Source organism: Vibrio kanaloae, from assembly GCF_024347535.1.
GTDB lineage: Bacteria > Pseudomonadota > Gammaproteobacteria > Enterobacterales > Vibrionaceae > Vibrio > Vibrio kanaloae.
On record NZ_AP025498.1, the window covers coordinates 799892 to 821010 of the forward strand.

Sequence of the window (21119 nt, forward strand, 5' to 3'; positions counted from 1 at the left end):
GGTCTAGTTCTGCGCCTTAGAATGACATATTACTCTGCCCGCTCGATTGATGGCTGTATGTTGTGGCCTGATTAATTTAGCCTCCTGATTAGAATTGTTATCATGAGCTTTGACATGGGTAACGATAAAAAGCCAGATGTACCTCTATTTGAGGCGAGCCAACTTCAGTAAAGCGGTGTTTTCGATACTATATCTAATCCGTATTCTATTAATTTAGCAAAGTCGCTGACTCACATCTGTCCAGAGGCTTCGTAGACCTGAATTTTGACTCGTGGCACTTTTCTCTCAAAGTGCCTGCTAGCTCAGATCTGTCCGAAAATAAGTTATAAAAAACGTGAACGGTATTGATTGGGGCTGATCCCTACGACCTTTTTAAAGACACGCGTAAAATTGCTGACATCATTGTACCCAGTCATAAAAGCCACTTGTTCGATGGTGAGTTTATTTATGTTCAGTTCGCGCTTGGCGATATCCATCTTGTAACGCAGCCTGTATTGCTGAGGGGTTAAACCTAATACCTTTTTAAATAACCGCGTCAACGTTCGTTCACTGACATAACAAAGCTCAGCCATTGCATGATTGCTTTGCTCGTTTAATGGAGTGTGTTCGCAATATTTTTGTGCTTTCAGAACGATCTTATTGCCGTGGGTATAATCAGGCATAAATCGTTCATAATGAGCCTGCAGTCGCCCGGTAAAATCTAACAGGCAAATATCAGCAACCTCTTTGGCGAGTTCATAACCACCATGACGGGCAATGACGTGCAGTGTTAAGTCCTGAAATGCGAACAAGCCGGAACCGGTAATAATTCGGCCCTCATCAACAACCATCTCATGTTGTTTAACCTCCAACACTTCTGGAAAATCAATAGCAAGCTGGTCGCATAATTTCCAATGAGTTGTCACTGCTCGTTGGTTGAGAAGTTTTGCATGGGCTAACCAAAAAACGCTTGCGCAATTTGCAGCCAATGTTGAGCCTTGTGAGTACCAGTGCTTAAGTGCTTTAAGTATCTTTTCATCATACCGTTTTAATGAGCCGAGATTGCTAGGAGGAATGAACACTAGATCTGGAGTATCAGCGATGTTGATCTGCCCAGGTAGCGTAACCGTGACATCAAAAAGTGGATGACTATTCACATGATTGGCAATCGATAAAATGTCTTCTATCCCCGCTATAGCAGAGCGCATCGCGTGCTCAGTAACAAGAACGGTGACTGCTATTTTTTTATTGTCCATATATGACCTTTATATGTCAAATTTGGACATTATATCGTTCTAATGATCGGAGTAAAGTCGTTAATCTCAAATCAAGGAGAATAATGACTATGAACCAAGCACTAATTATTATAGATATTCAAAATGATTACTTTGAAGGTGGTGCCATGCCTTTGAACAACCCTATGACTGTGGCAAACAAAGCAAAGGAGCTATTGACTTTCTACCGTGAATCACAGAAGCCTATCATTCATATTCAGCACCTAGCTGCGAGACCAAAATTGAAATTTATGCTTGAAGGAACGCACGGGCAAAAGATTCATTCTAGTGTTGAGCCTAAACATGGGGAGCGTATTATCACCAAAAACTACCCAAATTCATTTGCGGGAACAGAGCTAAGCGAAGTGTTAGATGAGCTGGGTATTACTCATGTTGTATTAGCCGGTATGATGACACACATGTGCATTAGTAGTACCGCACGAGCAGCCCTAGAGTATGGGTTAAATACAACGATTGCTCATGATGCCTGTGCAACATGCGATTTATCTATTTTCGAACATATCATTCCTGCCAAAGAAGTACATTTAACCGCGCTCGCGGAAGTATCAAGTATCGCTAATATTGTAAGTAGTGAAGACATTATTAGCAGGTAAGCATAATATGGGTAAGCTAGCGTGTAAAAAGCTAGCTTACTTCTGCCCCAAAGCTTGTTAGAGCAAATACTCATTCACATCGAATTAACGTGATTTTGGATTAGTTTACCTAATGATTCAATCTGACTCAGGCTTGCTCATAGTGTGGACTTTTGTGTCCACAATTCTGGCAGCAATTCAATCACTTTACTTTTTGATATAGAGTGTAAGCTGTTGTTTTAATTCGTCATACAACTGTTCCTGTACTTTTTCTAACTTATATTGATTACGATCGAGGCACAACCTAAGTTTTCCAAGGACCGGCAAACCATCCAACTTACTAATAGTATCCGGGTGACTGAAAGAAGAGCGAACCGTAACTCCTAAGCCGGCATCAACAGCGCTCCATAAGTTACTCAGACTTCGGCCAACAAAGGTAATTTTCCATGGAATCCCCTCGCGATCTAATGCTGCTATGGCTTGTTGTCTGATAATGCAAGAACCATCAAGCATGACTAGTGGTACAGGTTTAGAAATATTAATGGATTCTTTAAGATATTTATTTGCTGGCCCATACCAGTACAGTGGTAATTCTGCCAGAAGTTCACTATATGACGCCGATTTTTCACCTCTCCAGCCCAATGAAAAGTCTAACTCACCAGATTGAATGCCATCCATCAACTCCTGATGGCGTCCAACAATGGATTGCAATTGTAAATTTGGATGTGAGCGAGAGAATACACCTAGCAACTGAGGCAATAGTACGTCACTAAAATCTTCTTGTAAGCCAAAAACCACTTTCCCCGTCAATGAATTTTCCACTAACTGGTTTAGAGCTTCGTCATTTAACTGAAGCATGCGACGGGCATAAGCCAGAATAATTTCACCTGCTTCAGTCGGCTCTAGATGGCGGCCGATTTTGGTCACTAATGGTGTGTTGCACTGCTGTTCGAGCTTTTTTAACTGGGCACTGGCCGCAGAAGGTGAACGATTAATTCGTTCAGCTGCAGCTGCAAAGCTGCCTAACTCAATTCCTAAGACAAAACATCGTAAGGCATCTAAATCCAGACTCCGCATGTTCAACTATCCTGAAAATTAAAACTATATATCAAAATAGTTTTGATTTTTTATATTAAAAAATCAACTTATTCTTTTCCAGTAGACGAAAAAACAGGGGAAATATATGGATACAAAAGAACAATACTTAATGAAACTGTTTGCTGAAATTGCTCCACAATTTCATAAAGTTACGGAAGATATCTTATTTGGACAGATATGGCGTGATGAGAGTCTGAGCACTCGTGATAGAAGTCTGATAACCATCACCGCGTTAGTGGTCTTAAATCGTGTGGAACAACTACCGGGTCATTTAGCTCGGGCATTCAGCAACGGACTGACAGTAAAAGAACTGAGTGCAACAATGACTCATCTTGCTTTTTATGCCGGTTGGCCTGTAACGGCTTCTGCACTTGAGCGGTTAGATGAGATGGACCACGAGAGGAATGACTAATGCCAATGACACGAATTTCTATAGGTAATGAGTTATTTGAAAACTATAAGCATCAAATATCATATATTCTACAGCAATGTTTAGAAGCTTATTTTGCAGTACCGAATGGAGACTGTTTTCAAATATTCGACATTCATACCCCACAGCAAAAGGTTTTTAATTCGAATTATCCAAATCTGGCTCAAAGTCGTAGTGAATCTGGAATTTTGTTTCACATATTCGCTGGAAAATCACGTGACCATGAACAAAAGCGAGCCTTGTACAAAGCGTTGTGTGAGCAACTTCAGGCCAAAACCCCCATTCGTAAAGAAGATATTATGATCATTGTTCAATTCAATGGCCCAGAAGACTGGTCTTTTTCCTCTGGTCAGTCATGGAAAGATGAAATGGAGATAATACAGTGATAGCAATGCAATATAAAATCGTTCTCCCGTCTGATTATCCTATGGAAAAAATAGAAGCTCGTATCAAGGAAAAAGGTCACTTATTAGATGGGTTCCCAGGGTTAATTTTTAAGGCCTATCTATATTCGCGTAAAGACGCTAAAAGTTATGAAAATCAGATGAATAGCTACGCCCCGTTTTATGTTTGGAGAGATCATCACGCAATGGTCTTATTTCTCCAAAGTGATGGATTCAAAGCTCTTTGCGAACAATTCGGTCGCCCAAAGGTTGATATTTGGTTCGTTGACGACGAGCCAACGGTTCCTGATTCGCACCATTCTCTTGCGTGTATTCATAATAAAGTCAGTCAACATACAGATGTACACGGCTTAGATTATATCTCGTGGGAAACGCTCGGTTTAACGTGGTTGAGTAGCTCAGAAGGTATTGATGATAGTAGCGGTGAAGTTTACTCTGTGGGGTATGTTGCTCATGGTCAAAATGATATTGAGTAATGAGATGCATTAGGTTCACTAACATAATTAAGTGTGTTTTGAACTAAGCCAAAACACACTTTTGGCCAGATGCTTCATAGACCTGAATTTTGACTCGTGGCACTTTCTAGCTCGAAAGTGCCCCAAAACAATTCAGAGCAAAGTTCTTGCTCAATAAAACGGCTTTGTTGCGTAATTCGATGCAACTCAATCAGGAAGTTACGATCTGATCGGCTACATCAGTTAATCATTGTAGTCTTATGCCGAAACCTCGTTACAAAACAATTAACTGGAAACAGTACAACAAAGCCCATTTTTTCTTTACAAAACCACTGTGTGCATGCACAGCTTAGGTGCTTTTTTTTATACACAGTATCTATTGAAAATCTCAACGTAATTGGTTTTAACTTTCTAGAGCAACTTAACCCACAAAAGTAAGGAATCAAAATGTTCGAAGAAGCTTTGAAAACCGCTAAAAATGACCTATCTGAAATTCAGTTCAATAAGGCGCATGAATTAAACAGCCGTATTGCCTTTGGTGCGCTGACTCAAGAAGTAGGCTTAAATGATCTGAAATACGATGATGTGATTGGTACTAGCTTTACTGAAAAAGTAGAGATGGTGAAAGCTAAGAGTGTAGTTTCAGGTAATGTATCCCCTGAAGAGGCAGAAGCAAAGTTTTTGCGCTTTATGGAGCTATTCCGTAAGATCGGGAATCGTAATATGTATAGCAACAACTGTACTGTATTTAGACCGCCTTCAGGCTTTAGATTTAACGATGAAGTAGCTAATACTTACTATCACATGTAATGAGTGTACTCTTAAGGCATCCGAAGCTTTGAGCCTTCTAGAAGCGTTTTTGAATGCTAGCCTAGAGTACGCAGTTGCCGGTGGTCCAAAGAGTATGCTTCGATGGATTCTCGAAGTTGGTCGTGCAATTGCCATACAAGAAATTGATAACCAAATTAAAGAAAGATCCAAATGATGTTCTGAATCCTACGCTAACTTACCTAGAAAATCATTCATATCAAAGCCCGCTCAGAACAGCATATAGCTTTGGTTAACAACCTTTTTTAACATTTAACAGGCCTCATTCAAAAGTACCTTGTAGTGTTTAGGTAAGAACAATTCACCTTTTTGCCATTCTAATTGAACGTGTTGGCATCGGCTTTGGTAAAGATAGTTACCGTCGACGTAGATTGATTTGCCTTTATCAATCAGCTGATTAAGGAACACTGCTTCTTCGATTTTATCGTCCATTCTGATTTTTGTTTGCAAGTCTCTATCATCATCTATTGCTATCGTCAGAATCCTATTTTTGGCGCTGAACTCTACAGATCTAAGATTATTAATTTTGGCTTCATCGCCACTGGTGTAAAAGTAGAACGCTACTGCAATTAAACCCAGAATAACAAATATTTTCATTTCATCCTCAAAGGATATTAGTTGTATAATTGGCTACTTTAACACGATGTTTTAGAAAGAAAAATTAATTGAAACTGCAGTTTTGTTGGAGTATTCAATAAAGAAAGATGTTTCAAAGGTCTTAGTAGATCAGAGAAGTTTCTTCACGTTAGGGCTTCTGACTCTAACGATCGTAAAGAGGTTGAGGACGGGGCTGCTGAAGAGTACATGAAGGCAAACCAAATGGAGCCAGTAGAAGTTGCGGTATACGATGTGATTTTTCCTCTGCCTACAGACAGCACAACGTCACCAACAATGCTACGAATTAGTTCAAGTTATAAGGTACTAAATAACAAGTGGGCTACATTAAATTAGCACATAACAAAGCATTTAGAGTGATTCGCAACGCGTGGCATTTTCTAGCTCGAAAGTGCCCCCAAGATTGTTAGCTTCAACAGGTCGGTCACCTGAAGATCACCGAATTAGACCACTGGCACTTATCGCTTCTTCATTAATCCAAAAGGTCAGATAGCCACGGTTAATGAGTGATTGATTGTATTGCTTCCAGTTGATTTTTAGTAACGAGGTTTAAGCAGGAGGCTACGAGAGATAGTGGACGTAGCTGTTCAGCGTAGGTTGTGGGTTGAGTTGCACATAATTACGCAAAGCCCATTTATTCGAGAAACTTGCGCGAACCCATCAAGAAGCACACAATAATGCCAGTCAATGCTCTTCTCAAACAGTTGACTGAATTTGCGTTAAAGGTCAAAAATGTAAAATTTACACTTCTTCGCTTAAATCAGCATAGTTGTTTCTAACGATATTTCATAAATTTTCGTTAGTTAATCACAGCATCGAGAAAAACTTACATTAGGAAATGATATTTTGAATGTTTCACCAATACGACGCCTTAGACGTCTGCGTAGCTCCGAAGCCATGCGAGATTTATTACGAGAGAATCACGTACAGTTATGTGATTTAATTCATCCTATATTTGTTGAAGAGGGCATAGAACAAGCAGTACCCATTTCTACACTCCCTGGTATAAGTAGAATCCCTGAGTGCCTCTTAGCGGATGAAGTTCGAGAACTACATTCTTTAGGTATACGTTATGTGATGCCTTTTGGAATATCCCATACAAAAGATGCACAAGGAAGCGACACTTGGAATGACGATGGCTTGCTTGCACGCATGATTAAAGTGATAAAGTCCGCCGTGCCTGAGATGATGGTCATTCCGGACATCTGTTTCTGTGAGTATACTGAGCATGGGCATTGCGGCGTCATGCATGATGGCAAAGTGTGCAACGACCTTACGGTTGAAAACTTGGTTAAGCAATCTTTAACAGCAGCTAGAGCAGGTGCTGATATGTTAGCTCCATCAGCAATGATGGACGGTCAAGTAAAAGCGATTCGTTGGGCTCTTGATGCCGCCGGGTATCAAGATGTTGGGATTTTAGCGCACTCTGCAAAGTTTGCTTCTTCGTTTTATGGGCCATTTAGAGCGGCTGTAGATTGTGATCTCAACGGTGACAGGAAGGGCTACCAGCTTGACTATGCTAATGGTCGACAAGCTTTACTTGAAGCGTCTCTTGATGAAGCTGAAGGAGCTGATATCCTTATGGTTAAACCTGGCACCCCTTATTTAGATGTACTCTCCCGTTTAAGACAAGAAACTCATTTACCTCTAGCTGCTTATCAGGTCGGTGGGGAGTATGCGAGTATAAAATTTGCGGCCCTTGCTGGCGCACTCGATGAAAAGTTGGTGGTGAACGAGACTTTTACTGGATTAAAGCGGGCTGGTGCAGATTTAATTATTAGCTATTACACAAAACAATACGCCCAATGGTTGAGCTGTGAGGTTTAGCTAAAAAATGTAAAAATTAATTTTTATCAATAATTTAGATTGTATGACTTCTCTAGTTTAATGTTGAGATAATACACTATAAATACGTAAAAGCAGATTTGTATTATGTCGCTCATTGGTGGTGCGATGAAAAGGATAAAGGGATTATGTATAAAGTTGGTATTGTTTTATTTGATGATTTTACTGATGTAGATTTCTTTCTTATGTATGACTTGCTTGGTAGAACAACTGATAGCTGGGATGTGAGAATATTAGGCACTAAGGCTGAGCATAACTCGCAACTCGGAATTTCGGTAAAGACTGAAGGCCATATATCTGAGGTTAAAGAGCAAGATGTTGTTTTAATTACTAGTGGTTATCGCGGAATTCCAGCGGTACTGAAAGACGAAAACTTCATGTCAGCTTTAAAACTTAACCCTAAAAAACAATTGATTGGTTCTATATGTGCAGGGTCTTTTGTCTTACACGAGCTTGGGTTGCTGAAAGATAAAAAATTAACGACTAATCCTCATGCGAAAGCTGCGCTGGAGAACATGGGAGGAGATGTTCAAGATTTACCTCTCGTTATTGAAGGCAATATAGCTACAGCTGGAGGCTGTCTTTCAGTGATATACCTAGTTGGTTGGGTAGCAGAAAGGCTGTTTGATTCAAATAAACGTCAAAGCATACAAGATCAGTTAATGCCCGCAGGGCAATTAGACTTATTTGAAGAGCTAATTTCAACAACTATTCAATCTGCTGAGTTAGCAACTTCGAACACCAGCGCTTAAGGCAATCAATATATTTTTCTAACCAGCTATAAATAATTGAGGATAATCCCCCTAAGTTATTTATGTCCAAAATATTCATAGGCTGAATTTTTATGCGTGGCATTTTCGAGCTAGAAAATGCCCCTTTAACATTGTCCTCCATAAGTGCGTGTTCGCAGGATAGACGAATTCCCCCAAATACAGCTCATATGACACCAAAATTTCATTACACATGATAAATGGGTACCATCGTGAGATTCTTGCTTCAAATGAACATGCCGATTTTTATCCTGCAAATCGCTTTTAGAATATTACAAATCATGGTGATTAAGTGTCTGAAACCTTCACTAAGAGCGTTTGAGGGGGCGGTAGAGGCTGTTTTTGATAACTAAATCGCAGGTTTTACATAATAGAAATAGTGACACTGATTGTTGATGTGAAATTAAGATGCTTGGTCTTTTGGCGCTTTCTGGTACCTTAAGGTAGATAATTTACTAAGAAAAAAGGTTGAGACATATGATTGTTGTTGATGTTCCTACATTGAGTAAGCGTCTTGTTGAGTCTGGTGTTCCTGAGAAAAAAGCGTCAGCCATTGCCATGGGAATAAACCAAGCAATAAGTGACTGTAACGTCGTATCTAAGTCTTTCTTGGTGGCAAAGATAAAAAAAATTGAAAAGAAATGGTCTCAAAAACTTTTTGCAGTCATTTTTTTTAGTGTGCTACTTAATGCTTTGATGATGTATGTAGTTTTAAAAGGTGAATTTTGAACCATTTAACGTAACTGTACTCCATGAGCACCTAAATCAAGCGCTAGCTCGACGCAACTTCCTTTGCAATATATGTGGTTATCGATGATTTGCTAGATTAGTGAAAGACCTGAGAAACTTTGCCCAGAACCTTCATAGGAAGAATCTTTACCCGTTTGTGATCATCAGGCACTTCTAAAAATACCCTCAAGCAATTGGCTTGAGGGTATGCTCTAGGTTTCAATTTTGCGTCTTCTGGTTTAGTTGGTGGGCATATTGCACCAAGTTCTATTCCTCAAGCAAGGAAACGGCTCATCTTCAAGCCTCAGTAGGCACTGCATTCCAGATAAGCCGACTTAACTTGCTATGATTTTTCTTTTAGCATTTCCCGAACCACATAATGCAAAATACCACCATGTTTGAAGTAGGTAGCTTCAGTGCTCGTGTCGATACGCGATAACAGATTGCAGCGCTTATTCGTGCCATCGGGATAGTTTATAATCATGGTGTATGTCTGCCCGGGGTGAATTTCTCCTGATAGACCTTCTATGCTTATGGTTTCTTTGCCACAGAGCCCAAGGCTTAGCCTGTCGGTGCCTTGTGGGAACTGTAACGGTATAACGCCCATACCGATGAGATTGGAACGGTGAATTCGTTCATAAGACTCGGCCACTACTGCCTTCACACCTAACAAGCGGGTGCCTTTTGCTGCCCAATCTCGGCTCGATCCTGTTCCATACTCTTTCCCGGCTATCACAACCAAAGGGGTGTTATTTTCCTGATACTTCATGGCAGCATCGTAAATCGTCATTTGCTCACCGGTGGGTATATACGTGGTATAGCCGCCTTCTACATTCTGCAGCATTTCATTTCGGATCCGCACGTTGGCAAAGGTTCCTCTCATCATGACTTCATGGTTTCCTCGTCGTGAGCCATAAGAATTGAAATCTGCAGGCTCCACACCATGAGATTGCAAGTATATACCTGCTGGAGTGTCTGGTTTGAATGAACCTGCTGGAGAGATATGATCGGTCGTAACCGAGTCACCCAGTAGCGCTAATATGCTCGCATTTTTTATATTCTCAATCGCGTCGGGTTGTGTTTGCATGCCGACGAAAAATGGTGGCTGTTGAATATAGGTCGAGTTATCGGACCAAGTGTAGACTTTACTTTCCGACGCTTTAAGCGCTTTCCAGTTGTCATCACCTTCAAACACTTCGCCGTATTCCTTAAGAAACATCTCGGTTTTTACGCGCAGCATGGCTTCATCGATTTCTTGCTGAGTTGGCCAGAGATCCTTGAGATAGACGTTATCTCCATTAGCATCAATACATAAAGGGTCTTTAGTTAGGTCAAGCCGCACATTGCCTGCAAGTGCGTACGCGACCACCAATGGTGGCGAGGCCAGCCAGTTAGTTTTCACCAGAGGATGAACCCGGCCTTCAAAGTTACGATTCCCTGAAAGCATTGAAGCGACGGTAAGATCGTTATCTATAATGGCCTTTTCTACGACAGGCGGCAAAGGACCGGAGTTACCAATACAAGTGGTGCACCCATAACCCACCAAGTTAAACCCCAGTTGGTCTAAGCTTTCCTGAAGTCCTGTGACTTTTAAGTAATCGGTGACGACCTTGGATCCCGGAGCAAGAGATGTCTTAACCCAAGGCTTGGTTTGCAATCCTCTTTTTACTGCTTTTTGGGCTAGCAGCCCAGCGGCGATCATGACGCTCGGGTTCGATGTGTTAGTACAGGAGGTGATTGCTGCAATGACCACCGAACCGGGCATCAGATGCGTTTTCACGCTGTCGATATCTAAATTAGCGTTGGTTATCCGTTGAGCGTTATTGTCGGTACTGTTCTTATCTTTGTTTCGTTTAATTTTCTTATCTTTTTCCTGTGGTGTCACTTCAGTTGTTTTCATGAAAAGGTCGAATGCTGACTTAATATTTTTAAGAGTCACGCGATCCTGGGGTCGTTTAGGCCCGGCGACACTTGCTTCCACTTTATCCATATCAAGTTCTAGGTGGTCAGTGTAAATCGGTTCATGATTTGGCTCGCGCCACAACCCTTGAGCTTTGGAGTAAGCCTCGACTAAAGCTATCTGAGAGGCTTCTCGACCGGTAAGCTCTAGATATTTTAATGTTTGCTCATCGACCGGAAAGAAGCCACATGTTGCGCCATATTCAGGCGCCATATTGGCAATTGTTGCTCGGTCGGCTACGGGCATATCTTTCAACCCATCCCCATAGAACTCGACAAATTTACCAACGACCCCTTTTTTGCGTAACATCTCAGTCACGGTGAGTACAAGGTCGGTTGCATTTATGCCTTCACGCAATTTTCCGGTAATTTTGAAGCCGACCACCTCCGGGATAAGCATAGAAACTGGTTGGCCTAGCATGGCGGCCTCAGCTTCGATGCCGCCCACTCCCCAACCTAAAATGCCTAAGCCATTAATCATTGTTGTATGTGAATCGGTCCCTACAAGCGTATCAGGGTAGGCAATCGTTTTTCCGTCGAATTCTTTATACCAGATGGTCTTACCCAGATACTCTAGGTTCACTTGGTGGCAGATCCCCGTTCCTGGAGGAACCACGCGGAAGTTATCAAAAGCTTGTTGCCCCCATCTTAAAAATTCATAACGTTCTTGATTTCGTTGCATTTCAATACTGACGTTATCTTTGAAGGATGAAGTATCACCAAAATGATCAACCATTACCGAGTGGTCAATCACTAAGTCAACAGGGGTTAAAGGGTTAACTAATGCAGGATCTTTACCTGACAGCCGCACCGCTTCCCGCATCGCTGCCAGATCCACTACGCTTGGAACGCCAGTAAAATCTTGCATGAGAACTCGAGCTGGTCGAAATGGGATCTCGGTATCAGACCTGCGCGATTTGAGCCACTCAGCCATGGCATTTATATGCGTTTGAGTGACCGCAAAAGAGTCTTCATTACGCAAAAGGTTTTCCAGCAGGACTTTCAGACAAAAAGGTAACTGGCTTAGATCGCCCAATGTGCTTTCGGCTTTTATCAGGCTGTAATAGTGATAGTGCCGACCGCCCACAGTTATAACTGAAAGTGTATTCAAGCTGTCTTTACTCCATTGTTCGCTTGGCATGAAGTGCCTCCTATAATGCTGTGCGTGATACGACTCTTTGTGAGCATGCCAGCCTTGTTGATTGACCAACAGACGCGTTCATAATTTAGTATGACAAACTTTAGGAAAAATGTAGGTCGTTCTATTGAAGATCCGGAGCAACGTCGATGTTTCGCTGAAATCAAGTTGAGATGATTGACGAATGTCACGAGTAAGATTTTGTGCTAAATAGAGACAGTTGCAAAAAGCCATGAACCGTGGAGCATGCCTCTGGCGACATACCTCATACTTCCTATCCAGCGACAACATTTCTATTGATATAATCGGCATTCTGGCTTCTGCGTAACCATACTTTTTCATGGAAGAAGTAAGCCACAGAGTTTATTGCAGGTTCTATTGTTGCCATTAAACCACCGAGGAAAGCATCGCCTGTTAATGCATAAGTTACCGTAAACGCAACGCTAAAGTGAATGGTGGCAAAGCTGGCTGTTTTCACTTGAGTCATGGATTCTCGGCGCTTTAGAAAGGCGACTTTTTGCCAAATTTTTTCATGTAGATAGAAAGCACCCGTATTAACTGAAGGTTCGACCATGGCAATCAAACTACCGAGTAGGAAGTCGCCTGTTAAACTAAAAGCGACCAAGGTTGCAATGGTAAAGTGAATAGCTGCAAAAGTGATTGTCTTGATCATCGTATTATCCTAAAGCGATTCATCTGAGTTGATATAATTATTATCGATAATTATTCGCATTTAAGGAAGTGGATTGATTCTATGGTAGTGATAGGTTTTGACAATCAAGAGTTAGAAATAGATCAGTGAGTATTAAACAAGGTAAGGGCAAGTATTTTGCCCTTATTGGTTTACATGGAATCGTATAGCCAATGATTCACATACGGCTTGTTACCTAAAACGACTCTTCATCATTAGTAATAAGAAGTATCCACTTCCCATTATTGATACTAATGTGCCGGCAGCCATATTAAATGGGTATATCGCTACTTGCCCAAGCCAATCAGCCCAAATCATGAACGTAATTCCAATGATTCCTCCGGTGAGCAGTTGCGGAGTCGCTTTCTTTGCGCCGAGCATCATTGCCATATGAGGGGCAACAAGGCCGACAAACGCTACCGGTCCCATTGTTGCGGTCGAGAAAGCACACAGTAATGCTACCAAAGAGAGACCGACTACATTTACTAGGTTAGCATTCAAGCCGCGAGCGTTGGCAAACTGACGGCCAATAGCAATCACAGTTAACCAGCGTGATAACATCAGTACGATTAACACTAATGCCGCACTAGCGGTAAGTAACAGCATGGCTTGTTCTTGCGTTACGCGGTAACTAGATCCGGTTAGCCATAGTAGTGTTTTGTAACTATCGCCCGTTCCCTTAGCAAGTGAGAACTGGATGAAAGCTTCAAGCATTGCAGTAAGTGCAATACCAGACAAAATGAAGTTAGACGGATTAAAGTTGTGTTTTTTTCCTAGTAGAAGTAACGCAATAAGCACCGTTACACTGCCTAGGAATGCAACCATCCACTCAGAACCGGACCATGCACTTCCAACAAACAGAGTTGTGGTGACAATAGCAAAGGTAGCGCCAGAGGAGACCCCTAAAATATCAGGGCTTGCCAAAGGGTTATAGACTAAGCGCTGTAAGATCACACCAGAGACCGACAGCGCTAAACCTACTGATATTACGGTTATGAGTCGAGGCCAGCGAAGCTGCCATTGATATTCATTTGGAGAAGACAGCATCAACCCATTTGAAGTCGTAGTCGCGAAAATATAAAGCAAGCCGCCGATCAAACAAGCGGATAGGATAAGCCCAATCGTTGATCTTGAGATGCGATTTTTGCCTTCGCCCATCGAGAGATTGACTTGATCCTGTGCGTGCAAAGATTTACGGCTAAACCAAATGAGCGCCGGTGCACCAATCGCCGCTGCTGTCACTCCGCTAGGAATCGTTTCTTCAAACCAAAACGTCAGTAGCATGGCTAGCGTGTCGGTAAAGATAAGTAACCCAGCGCCAAGTACAGCACTTGATAGCAGTTGCTGTCGTGGTGTTCTCGCCCCTAACGCTCGGGCAATATTTGGTGTGAGTAAGCCAATAAAGCTAATGATACCAACGGCGGTAATTGAGGCTGAAACCAACCAAATACCCATTACCATTAGCAAGGTAAAAGCAGGAACTACGGGTAGCCCCCTTGCTGTTGCGCCTTCTTGGCCAAGGCGAAGTAATGTCAGAATTCTTGGGGCAATGAGGAATAAAACGAGCGCAATACCCGTCTTCGGCAGCAACCATTCGAACCAATCCCAACTGTATTGGGTAAGATCGCCTGCGCCCCACATGAATACGTTTTGGGCAAATTGAGCATTGAGTACCACAATTGCTGCAGCGACTGAACCGAGCAAAATATTAATGACCATTCCAGAAACCACCAAAGGAAGCCCCGTCATATTCTTGAGCCCGACAATTGTCACAATCAGCCCAAACGCCATTAATGCACCGATCATGGCAGCCAATGCTGAGTAATCTGCAACGTAATCGACAAACCAAACATTCATTACAACAAGCGCTAGCCATGCACCGGATGAACTGCCTAGGGTGAGCGGTGAGGTGAGGTTATTCTGTGTCAGTTGTTGCATTAAGCTTCCGACCAGCCCAAGCATCGAACCTACTAATATCGCCATGGCTAGACGTGGGAGTTGGGAGTCAATAAAGAAGATCTCATCAAAGCTGGTGGCAGAACTTGGTGTCATGATTAAGCTGAATTGCTGGCTAAATGCGAGTGATGTATCAATCTGTAGGCTGAAAATCGCGAAGCAAACAAGTGCCATTAAGGAAGAGGAGACTAATTTGATGTTCATTTGTCCTCCGCCAGCTCAATTAAGCTGTCTGTAATGGCTTCAGCTAAATAAAGCAATGACATTGCTCCGCCATAGTTCCACACAGATCGCACTGAATTGACTCTGCCTTGTTTCACGAAAGGTAGAGATTGCCATAGGCGGGCATTTTGCAATTTTTCTTCTTGAGGAAAGGGCTTCATATACAGAACATAACTCTCTCCTGCTTGTTGCAACGTGTTGATGCGAGTTTGTTGAATTCCCCAGGCTCTCGGCTCAACGGGAATTGGGTTATTAAAGCCAAGCTTTGACACCACGTACTGTGTCGATGAGTTATTTGAATACAAGAATACAGAATTCAATGTAGAGAACCGCATCACGACCAAGTTGGTGTTTGGTGCGTAGTAGGGGGCGAGCTTCTGCTTCAATTTAGAGAGTTCCACTTCCATCTCTGCTAGCTGTTGTTCTGCGATGTCCTTTTTGTCGAGTAGCTTACCAATGGTTGTAAAGTGCGCTATTGCAGTGTTGGCGGCATTTTCTTTTTCAGTGAAATTGGGCAGGTAAACCACTGGCGCAATTTGCTCCAAAATCGGCAAAATATCTTGTTGTGGTAACGCCGCGAAAATCACATCGGGTTTGAGATTAGCAATCAGCTCTAAGTTGGGCTCAGAGCGCGAACCAATATCGGTAATCTCTTTCGGTGCTTCAGGTTTTACCACCCAAAGTCGATAACTCGCAAGCTCCGGTGCGCCCACTGGCGTGACACCTAGTGCCAATACTTGCTCAAGGAGATCCCAATTGAGAACCACAACTCGCTTTGGCGTTTCGGCAAAAGGATGTGAACTGACTTGGTTTTCAATCATCTCAGCAGCATGGCTGAAAAATGAGAGCAACAACGAAACCACGATGATAACTAGACGAAGGTGAACATTAATCAGGCGCATACGACCGCAACCTTTTGACTCGCTACGCTATTGCCCGGCGCTGGGTGGTCAATCAACTGAATCGATGATTCGTATAAGTTGGAAAGACGTTGTTCATCCAGCAAGATATCAGCAGGCCCCTCAAACGCAATTTGGCCCTGTTTTAATGCAACAATATGAGTGGCATAGCGAAGCGCGAGGTTAAGATCGTGCAGGATCACAATGATACCGACATTTTCAGTTCTGTTGAGTTCCGACAATAATTGCATGAGTTGAAACTGGTGATGGACGTCTAAAGCCGATGTTGGCTCATCTAAGATAAGTATTGGCGATTGTTGTGCAAGAAGCATCGAGACCCAAGCGCGTTGGCGTTCACCACCCGATAATTGGTCAGCTAAGGTGTCGGCAAATTGTGTTATCCCCGTCCGTTCCATAGCTGATTCAATAATAGAGGTATCTTCGCTGTTCCAACGTCCCAAGGCACCACGCCAAGGAAAGCGGCCTAATTTGACTAACTCACGTACAGTTAGGCCTGCCGATGCAGGTAGTTTCTGTGGCAAATAAGCGATCTTCTTCGCTCGCTCTTTGGTTTTGTAATCGGTAAGAATGCTGCCGTCTACTGTCACTATCCCTTCGTCAGTGGCCATTTGGCCAGAAAGAAGGTTAACCAGTGTCGATTTACCCGAACCATTGTGGCCAAGCACGATGGTGAGTTTGTCAGTTGGAATTGATAAGTCATCGACCTGAAAAATGGTACGTCCACCGCGGCAAACTTTAATATCAGAGAGTTGGTACATAAATTTAGTTGTCTATAGATACGAAAAAGCCCCCTCATAGGAGGGGGGCGCTATATTTAGTGAACTATGAGCGGGTTACCACTTGTAGTTTGCATTTAGCATTACAGAGCGAGATTGACCGTAGTAACACCAGTAATCACAACCAGACACATACTCTTCGTTAAGAATATTGTTCACGTTTAGCTGTGCTTGCCATTGATAGGTGATGTCATAAGTTACCGATGCATCCCAAAGTGTCACAGATGGAACCGTTAGATCTGAGCTCTTAGGGTTGTCTTTTGATTCACCAACGTAGCGAACACCTGTACCAATATTGAGGTTTGGAATGAACGCTTGTGCACTGTAATCAATCCAAGCTGATGCTTGATGCTCTGGGATAAGTGCTGCTTGCTGCTTACCTTTACCAAATGTTTCATCAGTCTCTGCTTTCGTATAGGTGTAACTTGCTATTAGTTTTACAGAGTCTGTAAGCTGAGCTGCACCGTCGATTTCAACACCTGTCGATGTTACTTCACCTGTTTGCGTTGCTACCCAAGTAGAAGGGTCTGTAACGAGTGCATTCTTCTGAGCAATATCGAACCATGCAACATTAACAAATCCATCGATAAAGCTAGGTTCGTATTTAATACCTACCTCAACCTGTTCGCCTTCAAGTGGCTTGTATAGCTCGTTTGTTGAAGCATCGATAGTACTGATAACTTCAAACGATTGAGAGTAGCTTGCGTAAGGCGATAAGCCATTTTCGGCAAGGTACATTACGCCAGCACTTAACGATAATTCACCGTCATCGCGAGATTCGCTTTGAGCAACGTTTGTGCCTTTTCCTGTATTCTCGGTTTTAACCCAATCGTAGCGAGCGCCAACGTTACCAATCCACTGATCGTGCAATTTAAGTTGGTATTGTGAGTACATACTTGCCTGAGATTTCGAGATCTCACGCTTAATGTTGTTTGCAGAATCAAGCGGGGTGAAGTTGCCGTATTCTGGGTTTGACGGGTTGATCGTGCCAAACGCATAGTTGTCTTGCTCTAGGCCATCGGTTTTGTGGTATTGCAGATCCATACCAACTAACACCGTGTGTTCAGCGTTATTGGTGATCCAGTTACCTACTGCATTGTTATCAAAGGTAATACTCTCGTTTTTACCATCACGGAATACAATACCTTGCGCAAGTTCTTCAACAGATGGATCGTTGTTTGAGAAAGCGTAAGAGCTGCGAAGGTATAGCTCGTTAGCACCATAATTCAGGTTTTGAGAAAGCTTCCACGTGTCGTTAAGTTCGTGCTCTAGCAAGTAGCCTAAAGAGAATTGAGTTCGTTCATATTTGTCGTAGTCAGGTTGACCAAGGTTTGTTGACGGGTCAATGTTGCCAAAGTTCGAGCCGATTAATGTGCCTGCTGCTGGGAAGAAAGGGTTCGTTGGTACACCATCATCATGAAGGTAGCTTGCTAGAACGGTAAGCATTGTGCGATCAGAAATATCAATCTCAAAGCTTGGCGCAATGTAGAACCGTTCATTGCTTGTACCGTCTAGTTCGCCATCTTCACTTTTCATTAAACCGACTAAACGGTAACGTACACTGCCATCTTCGTTAGCATCATCAGCAACGTCGAATCCGACCGCTTGATGATTATTGTTGCCCACTTCGATCTTAACTTCGCCTTGAGGTGCGAAAGTTGGTTTCTTTTGAACAGCATTAACTAAGCCACCAGGTGCAGACTCACCATAAAGAACAGCAGAAGGACCTTTAATCACCTCAACGCTTTCTAGTCCGTATGGTTCGACTAACCATGTGTAATAACCATCTCGAAACAGACGATGACCATCTAGGTAAGTTGCAGCATCAAAACCACGAATTTTGAACCAATCAGTATCATTGTCAGCGCCGTATGGCTGGGCCGTTACACCTGATGTGTAGCGCAGTGCTTCATCCAGTTTTTGTGGTGCTCGAACACGCAATTCATCTTCAGATATGATTGAAATGGATTTAGGTGTTTCTTTTGCAGGGGTTTCTACTTTCAATGCCTGAGCTGTCACGGTGATTGTTTCGACTTCTTCAGTTGAAGTGTCTGTCGCAAAAGCAAATTGAGTCGGGAGTAAAAGAATTGAGCCCACAACGAGGCTTCGCTTAACAGCAAGGCTAAGCGTTTTTGGTTTTAGGATGGTCATTATTTTTCCACTGTACTGATTGGTTACTCGCTCTTTTAATGCAAAGAGTAGTGATAATGGTTCTCATTTTTGTTGCGAGTATACCTAGTTGATAATAATCATAGTTAGATCTAGATCACATAAAGGTGACAATTTGAAAAATTATTTCGTGATCAGTATTTGATAATTGTAGCTGTTTACATATTGGGTAAACGCTAATGACTGTTTTTTCGTCTTTTAATTACAAATTGATATGTTTACGTATCTATTGATAGATTCAAAAAAAAAGCTACACAAGTCTGAAGAAATCTTGATAATGGCGACCCCGTCCCCCGATAGCACAAGACAGGTATTACTACTTATGTTCAATTGGTTTGAAAACCTTACGAAGCCATTTCCATCACACGAAACCGAAAAACCGCCAAAAAATTTATTTGGTTTTTGTCGTTTTTATACCCGAGGTTTTGAAGTGCCTTTGGTACTAATGGCGATTCTAAGTGCATTGATCGCTATTTCAGAAGTGGCTTTATTGCGATACCTAGGGGAACTGGTTGATATATTAGCCAATCAAGACAGAGAAACATTTTGGCAAGATCAAGGAGGCAGCATCAAGAATATGCTGATTCTTGTAGTCGTTGTTATGCCAACGTTGGGCTTTTTCCATTCGATGATCATGCACCAGTCGCTGCTAGGTAACTATCCAATGTCAATCCGTTGGCTAATTCACCGTTATTTGTTGAAGCAAGCCGTTGGCTTTTTTCAACGAGATTTTGCTGGACGTGTCGCTACCAAGGTTATGCAAAGTGCATTAGCAGTACGCGAAACCGTGATGAAACTTCTTGATGTATTGGTGTATATTTCAGTTTATTTCATCTCAATGATTTGGATGATGGGTGAGTCTGACCTCATTTTAATGCTGCCAATTCTAATTTGGTTAGTACTGTATATTTTTATTCAACTCTACTTTATTCCGAAAATGAAACAAATAGCGACAGTGCAAGCGGATGCTCGCTCTATCATGACGGGCCGTATTGTTGATTCTTATACGAATATTTCGACAGTTAAGCTCTTTGCACATTCTCAACGTGAACTCGATTACGCTGAAAGCAGCATGAAAGGCTTTTTGAAAACCGTTTATCGCCAAATGCGAATGGTGACATGCTTATTATTGAGCGTGGACGCAATTAACTACCTATTACTTATTTCAATTGCCGCTACTTCTATCATGTTGTGGCTAGACGCCAGCGTAACGATAGGGGCGATAGCGGTTGGTATTAGTATAGCCCTTCGAGTTCAAGGCATGTCGAAATGGATCATGTGGGAAGTGAGCTCATTATTTGAAAATATCGGCACAGTTGTCGATGGTATGAATACCATTTCTAATGATGTTGAAATTAAAGATGTTAAAAATGCAAAATCGCTAGAAATTAAACAAGGTGCAATTGATTTTAATAAGGTTCACTTTAACTACAATGAAGAGAAGTCGGTATTTAACGATCTTGAACTGAATATCAAGCCAGGAGAGAAGGTTGGTATTGTTGGTCGTTCTGGCTCAGGTAAATCGACCTTGGTTAATTTATTATTGCGTTTCTATGATGTTAATAGTGGTCATATCCGTATTGACGGGCAAGACATTTCTCAAGTTGAACAAGAGTCGTTGCGTAAACATATTGGCATGATCACTCAAGACACTTCATTACTGCATCGCTCAATCAAAGAGAACATTCTTTATGGCGATCCTGAAGCTAGTATGGACGACGTGATTGCTGCAGCGACACAAGCGCATGCTCATGACTTTATCCAAGAGCTGAAAGATGAAAATGGCAATAAAGCGTATGACGTAGAAGTAGGTGAGCGTGGGGTTAAGCTTTCGGGTGGACAACGTCAACGTGTTGCCATTGCGCGAGTACTTCTTAAAAATGCGCCTATCCTGATTATGGACGAAGCAACGTCGGCATTGGACTCGGAAGTTGAATCAGCAATACAAGAAAACCTTGATGCGTTAATGGAAGGTAAAACGGTAATTGCGATTGCCCACCGACTATCAACCATTGCTGCTTTAGATCGTTTAATTGTTATGGACCAAGGACAAGTTATCGAACAAGGCTCACACCAAGAACTCCTAGAACTGAATGGTGTTTATGCCAAGTTATGGCAGCATCAGACAGGCGGTTTCTTAGGTTAGAGCCGAAATGTTATAGAAAGGAATGCAAAACGAGCCCAAGTGGCTCGTTTTTTTGGGGTGAGCATCAGAGTGATTACGGGTTTGGGCATCGTTACCTTATGGTTCGTTGAGCCTATTACATA

Annotated in this window: 18 protein-coding genes and 1 pseudogene; 9 read left to right on the forward strand and 10 right to left on the reverse strand. The window is 42.3% G+C overall.

Features of this window, described 5'->3' with window-relative positions; genetic code table 11:
• Positions 1-323: 323 nt before the first annotated feature.
• Positions 324-1235 (reverse strand): GlxA family transcriptional regulator, encoded by a 912-nt coding sequence (locus OCV24_RS17735; protein WP_150877404.1) that lies wholly within the window; start codon positions 1233-1235, stop codon positions 324-326.
• 89 nt (positions 1236-1324) lie between these two features.
• Here OCV24_RS17735 and OCV24_RS17740 point away from each other — a divergent pair, with 89 nt between their 5' ends.
• Positions 1325-1867 (forward strand): cysteine hydrolase family protein, encoded by a 543-nt coding sequence (locus OCV24_RS17740; RefSeq protein ID WP_029627226.1) that lies wholly within the window; start codon positions 1325-1327, stop codon positions 1865-1867.
• A 186-nt stretch (positions 1868-2053) separates the two neighbouring features.
• Here OCV24_RS17740 and OCV24_RS17745 read toward each other — a convergent pair whose 3' ends face one another.
• Entirely contained in the window at positions 2054-2923 is an 870-nt protein-coding gene (locus OCV24_RS17745; RefSeq protein WP_086962214.1) for a LysR substrate-binding domain-containing protein, read from the reverse strand.
• 106 nt (positions 2924-3029) lie between these two features.
• Between OCV24_RS17745 and OCV24_RS17750 the strand changes: the two genes are divergently transcribed.
• From OCV24_RS17750 to OCV24_RS17765, 4 genes are all read left to right on the forward strand, one after another.
• On the forward strand, positions 3030-3356 hold the full coding sequence (locus OCV24_RS17750) for a carboxymuconolactone decarboxylase family protein (RefSeq protein ID WP_086962216.1): 327 nt from the start codon (positions 3030-3032) through the stop codon (positions 3354-3356).
• A complete protein-coding gene (locus OCV24_RS17755) occupies positions 3356-3760 on the forward strand; it encodes a tautomerase family protein (RefSeq protein ID WP_086962218.1) in 405 nt (134 codons plus the stop codon). The genes OCV24_RS17750 and OCV24_RS17755 overlap by 1 nt, the downstream gene beginning before the upstream one ends.
• The gene (locus tag OCV24_RS17760; RefSeq protein WP_058118984.1) at positions 3757-4254 is read left to right on the forward strand and encodes a DUF4865 family protein; all 498 of its coding nucleotides are present in this window, start codon (positions 3757-3759) and stop codon (positions 4252-4254) included. Before OCV24_RS17755 ends, OCV24_RS17760 begins: the two co-directional genes overlap by 4 nt.
• A gap of 426 nt (positions 4255-4680) precedes the next feature.
• Positions 4681-5043 (forward strand): hypothetical protein, encoded by a 363-nt coding sequence (locus OCV24_RS17765; protein ID WP_150877402.1) that lies wholly within the window; start codon positions 4681-4683, stop codon positions 5041-5043.
• Positions 5044-5313: 270 nt separating this feature from the next.
• On the opposite strand, the gene OCV24_RS17770 is transcribed toward OCV24_RS17765, so the two are convergent.
• Complete coding sequence (locus tag OCV24_RS17770) at positions 5314-5658, reverse strand: hypothetical protein (RefSeq protein WP_137007917.1); 345 nt, start codon at positions 5656-5658, stop codon at positions 5314-5316.
• A 474-nt stretch (positions 5659-6132) separates the two neighbouring features.
• Positions 6133-6233, reverse strand: a pseudogene (locus OCV24_RS17775) (IS5/IS1182 family transposase); the annotation flags it as partial.
• Positions 6234-6573: 340 nt separating this feature from the next.
• On the opposite strand from OCV24_RS17775, the gene hemB reads away from it, so the two are divergent.
• The 3 genes from hemB (at position 6574) to OCV24_RS17790 (ending at position 9020) form a co-directional block, all read left to right on the forward strand.
• A complete protein-coding gene (hemB, locus tag OCV24_RS17780) occupies positions 6574-7503 on the forward strand; it encodes a porphobilinogen synthase (protein WP_239930068.1) in 930 nt (309 codons plus the stop codon).
• Positions 7504-7649: 146 nt separating this feature from the next.
• Positions 7650-8273, forward strand: a complete 624-nt coding sequence (locus OCV24_RS17785; RefSeq protein ID WP_137007919.1) for a DJ-1/PfpI family protein — start codon at positions 7650-7652, stop codon at positions 8271-8273.
• 495 nt (positions 8274-8768) lie between these two features.
• Entirely contained in the window at positions 8769-9020 is a 252-nt protein-coding gene (locus tag OCV24_RS17790) for a hypothetical protein (protein ID WP_017058059.1), read from the forward strand.
• 343 nt (positions 9021-9363) lie between these two features.
• Here the strand turns inward: OCV24_RS17790 and acnA are convergent, their stop codons facing one another.
• From acnA to OCV24_RS17820, 6 genes are all read right to left on the reverse strand, one after another.
• Complete coding sequence (gene acnA / locus OCV24_RS17795) at positions 9364-12120, reverse strand: aconitate hydratase AcnA (RefSeq protein ID WP_150877398.1); 2757 nt, start codon at positions 12118-12120, stop codon at positions 9364-9366.
• 271 nt (positions 12121-12391) lie between these two features.
• Positions 12392-12790, reverse strand: coding sequence for a DUF2061 domain-containing protein (locus OCV24_RS17800; RefSeq protein ID WP_017058062.1), 399 nt, complete (start codon positions 12788-12790; stop codon positions 12392-12394).
• Between the two features lie 210 nt (positions 12791-13000).
• Entirely contained in the window at positions 13001-14968 is a 1968-nt protein-coding gene (gene fhuB / locus OCV24_RS17805) for a Fe(3+)-hydroxamate ABC transporter permease FhuB (protein ID WP_150877396.1), read from the reverse strand.
• Complete coding sequence (locus OCV24_RS17810; protein ID WP_150877395.1) at positions 14965-15888, reverse strand: iron-siderophore ABC transporter substrate-binding protein; 924 nt, start codon at positions 15886-15888, stop codon at positions 14965-14967. Before OCV24_RS17810 ends, fhuB begins: the two co-directional genes overlap by 4 nt.
• Positions 15879-16664: an ABC transporter ATP-binding protein gene (locus OCV24_RS17815; protein WP_046225152.1), complete on the reverse strand. Its 786-nt coding sequence runs from the start codon at positions 16662-16664 to the stop codon at positions 15879-15881. Before OCV24_RS17815 ends, OCV24_RS17810 begins: the two co-directional genes overlap by 10 nt.
• A 75-nt stretch (positions 16665-16739) precedes the next feature.
• Complete coding sequence (locus tag OCV24_RS17820; RefSeq protein ID WP_150877393.1) at positions 16740-18833, reverse strand: TonB-dependent siderophore receptor; 2094 nt, start codon at positions 18831-18833, stop codon at positions 16740-16742.
• Between the two features lie 340 nt (positions 18834-19173).
• Here OCV24_RS17820 and OCV24_RS17825 point away from each other — a divergent pair, with 340 nt between their 5' ends.
• Positions 19174-20997 carry an ABC transporter ATP-binding protein gene (locus OCV24_RS17825; RefSeq protein ID WP_046225154.1) on the forward strand — a complete coding sequence of 608 codons (1824 nt, stop codon included), beginning with the start codon at positions 19174-19176 and terminating at the stop codon, positions 20995-20997.
• Positions 20998-21119: the final 122 nt, after the last annotated feature.

Coding starts and splice junctions, on each gene's coding strand:
- OCV24_RS17735 (WP_150877404.1), bottom strand. CDS start 1,235: ATGGACAATAAAAAAATAGCAGTCACCGTTCTTGTTACTGAGCACGCG.
- OCV24_RS17740 (WP_029627226.1), top strand. CDS start 1,325: ATGAACCAAGCACTAATTATTATAGATATTCAAAATGATTACTTTGAA.
- OCV24_RS17745 (WP_086962214.1), bottom strand. CDS start 2,923: ATGCGGAGTCTGGATTTAGATGCCTTACGATGTTTTGTCTTAGGAATT.
- OCV24_RS17750 (WP_086962216.1), top strand. CDS start 3,030: ATGGATACAAAAGAACAATACTTAATGAAACTGTTTGCTGAAATTGCT.
- OCV24_RS17755 (WP_086962218.1), top strand. CDS start 3,356: ATGCCAATGACACGAATTTCTATAGGTAATGAGTTATTTGAAAACTAT.
- OCV24_RS17765 (WP_150877402.1), top strand. CDS start 4,681: ATGTTCGAAGAAGCTTTGAAAACCGCTAAAAATGACCTATCTGAAATT.
- OCV24_RS17770 (WP_137007917.1), bottom strand. CDS start 5,658: ATGAAAATATTTGTTATTCTGGGTTTAATTGCAGTAGCGTTCTACTTT.
- hemB (WP_239930068.1), top strand. CDS start 6,574: ATGCGAGATTTATTACGAGAGAATCACGTACAGTTATGTGATTTAATT.
- OCV24_RS17785 (WP_137007919.1), top strand. CDS start 7,650: ATGTATAAAGTTGGTATTGTTTTATTTGATGATTTTACTGATGTAGAT.
- OCV24_RS17790 (WP_017058059.1), top strand. CDS start 8,769: ATGATTGTTGTTGATGTTCCTACATTGAGTAAGCGTCTTGTTGAGTCT.
- acnA (WP_150877398.1), bottom strand. CDS start 12,120: ATGCCAAGCGAACAATGGAGTAAAGACAGCTTGAATACACTTTCAGTT.
- OCV24_RS17800 (WP_017058062.1), bottom strand. CDS start 12,790: ATGATCAAGACAATCACTTTTGCAGCTATTCACTTTACCATTGCAACC.
- fhuB (WP_150877396.1), bottom strand. CDS start 14,968: ATGAACATCAAATTAGTCTCCTCTTCCTTAATGGCACTTGTTTGCTTC.
- OCV24_RS17810 (WP_150877395.1), bottom strand. CDS start 15,888: ATGCGCCTGATTAATGTTCACCTTCGTCTAGTTATCATCGTGGTTTCG.
- OCV24_RS17815 (WP_046225152.1), bottom strand. CDS start 16,664: ATGTACCAACTCTCTGATATTAAAGTTTGCCGCGGTGGACGTACCATT.
- OCV24_RS17820 (WP_150877393.1), bottom strand. CDS start 18,833: ATGACCATCCTAAAACCAAAAACGCTTAGCCTTGCTGTTAAGCGAAGC.
- OCV24_RS17825 (WP_046225154.1), top strand. CDS start 19,174: ATGTTCAATTGGTTTGAAAACCTTACGAAGCCATTTCCATCACACGAA.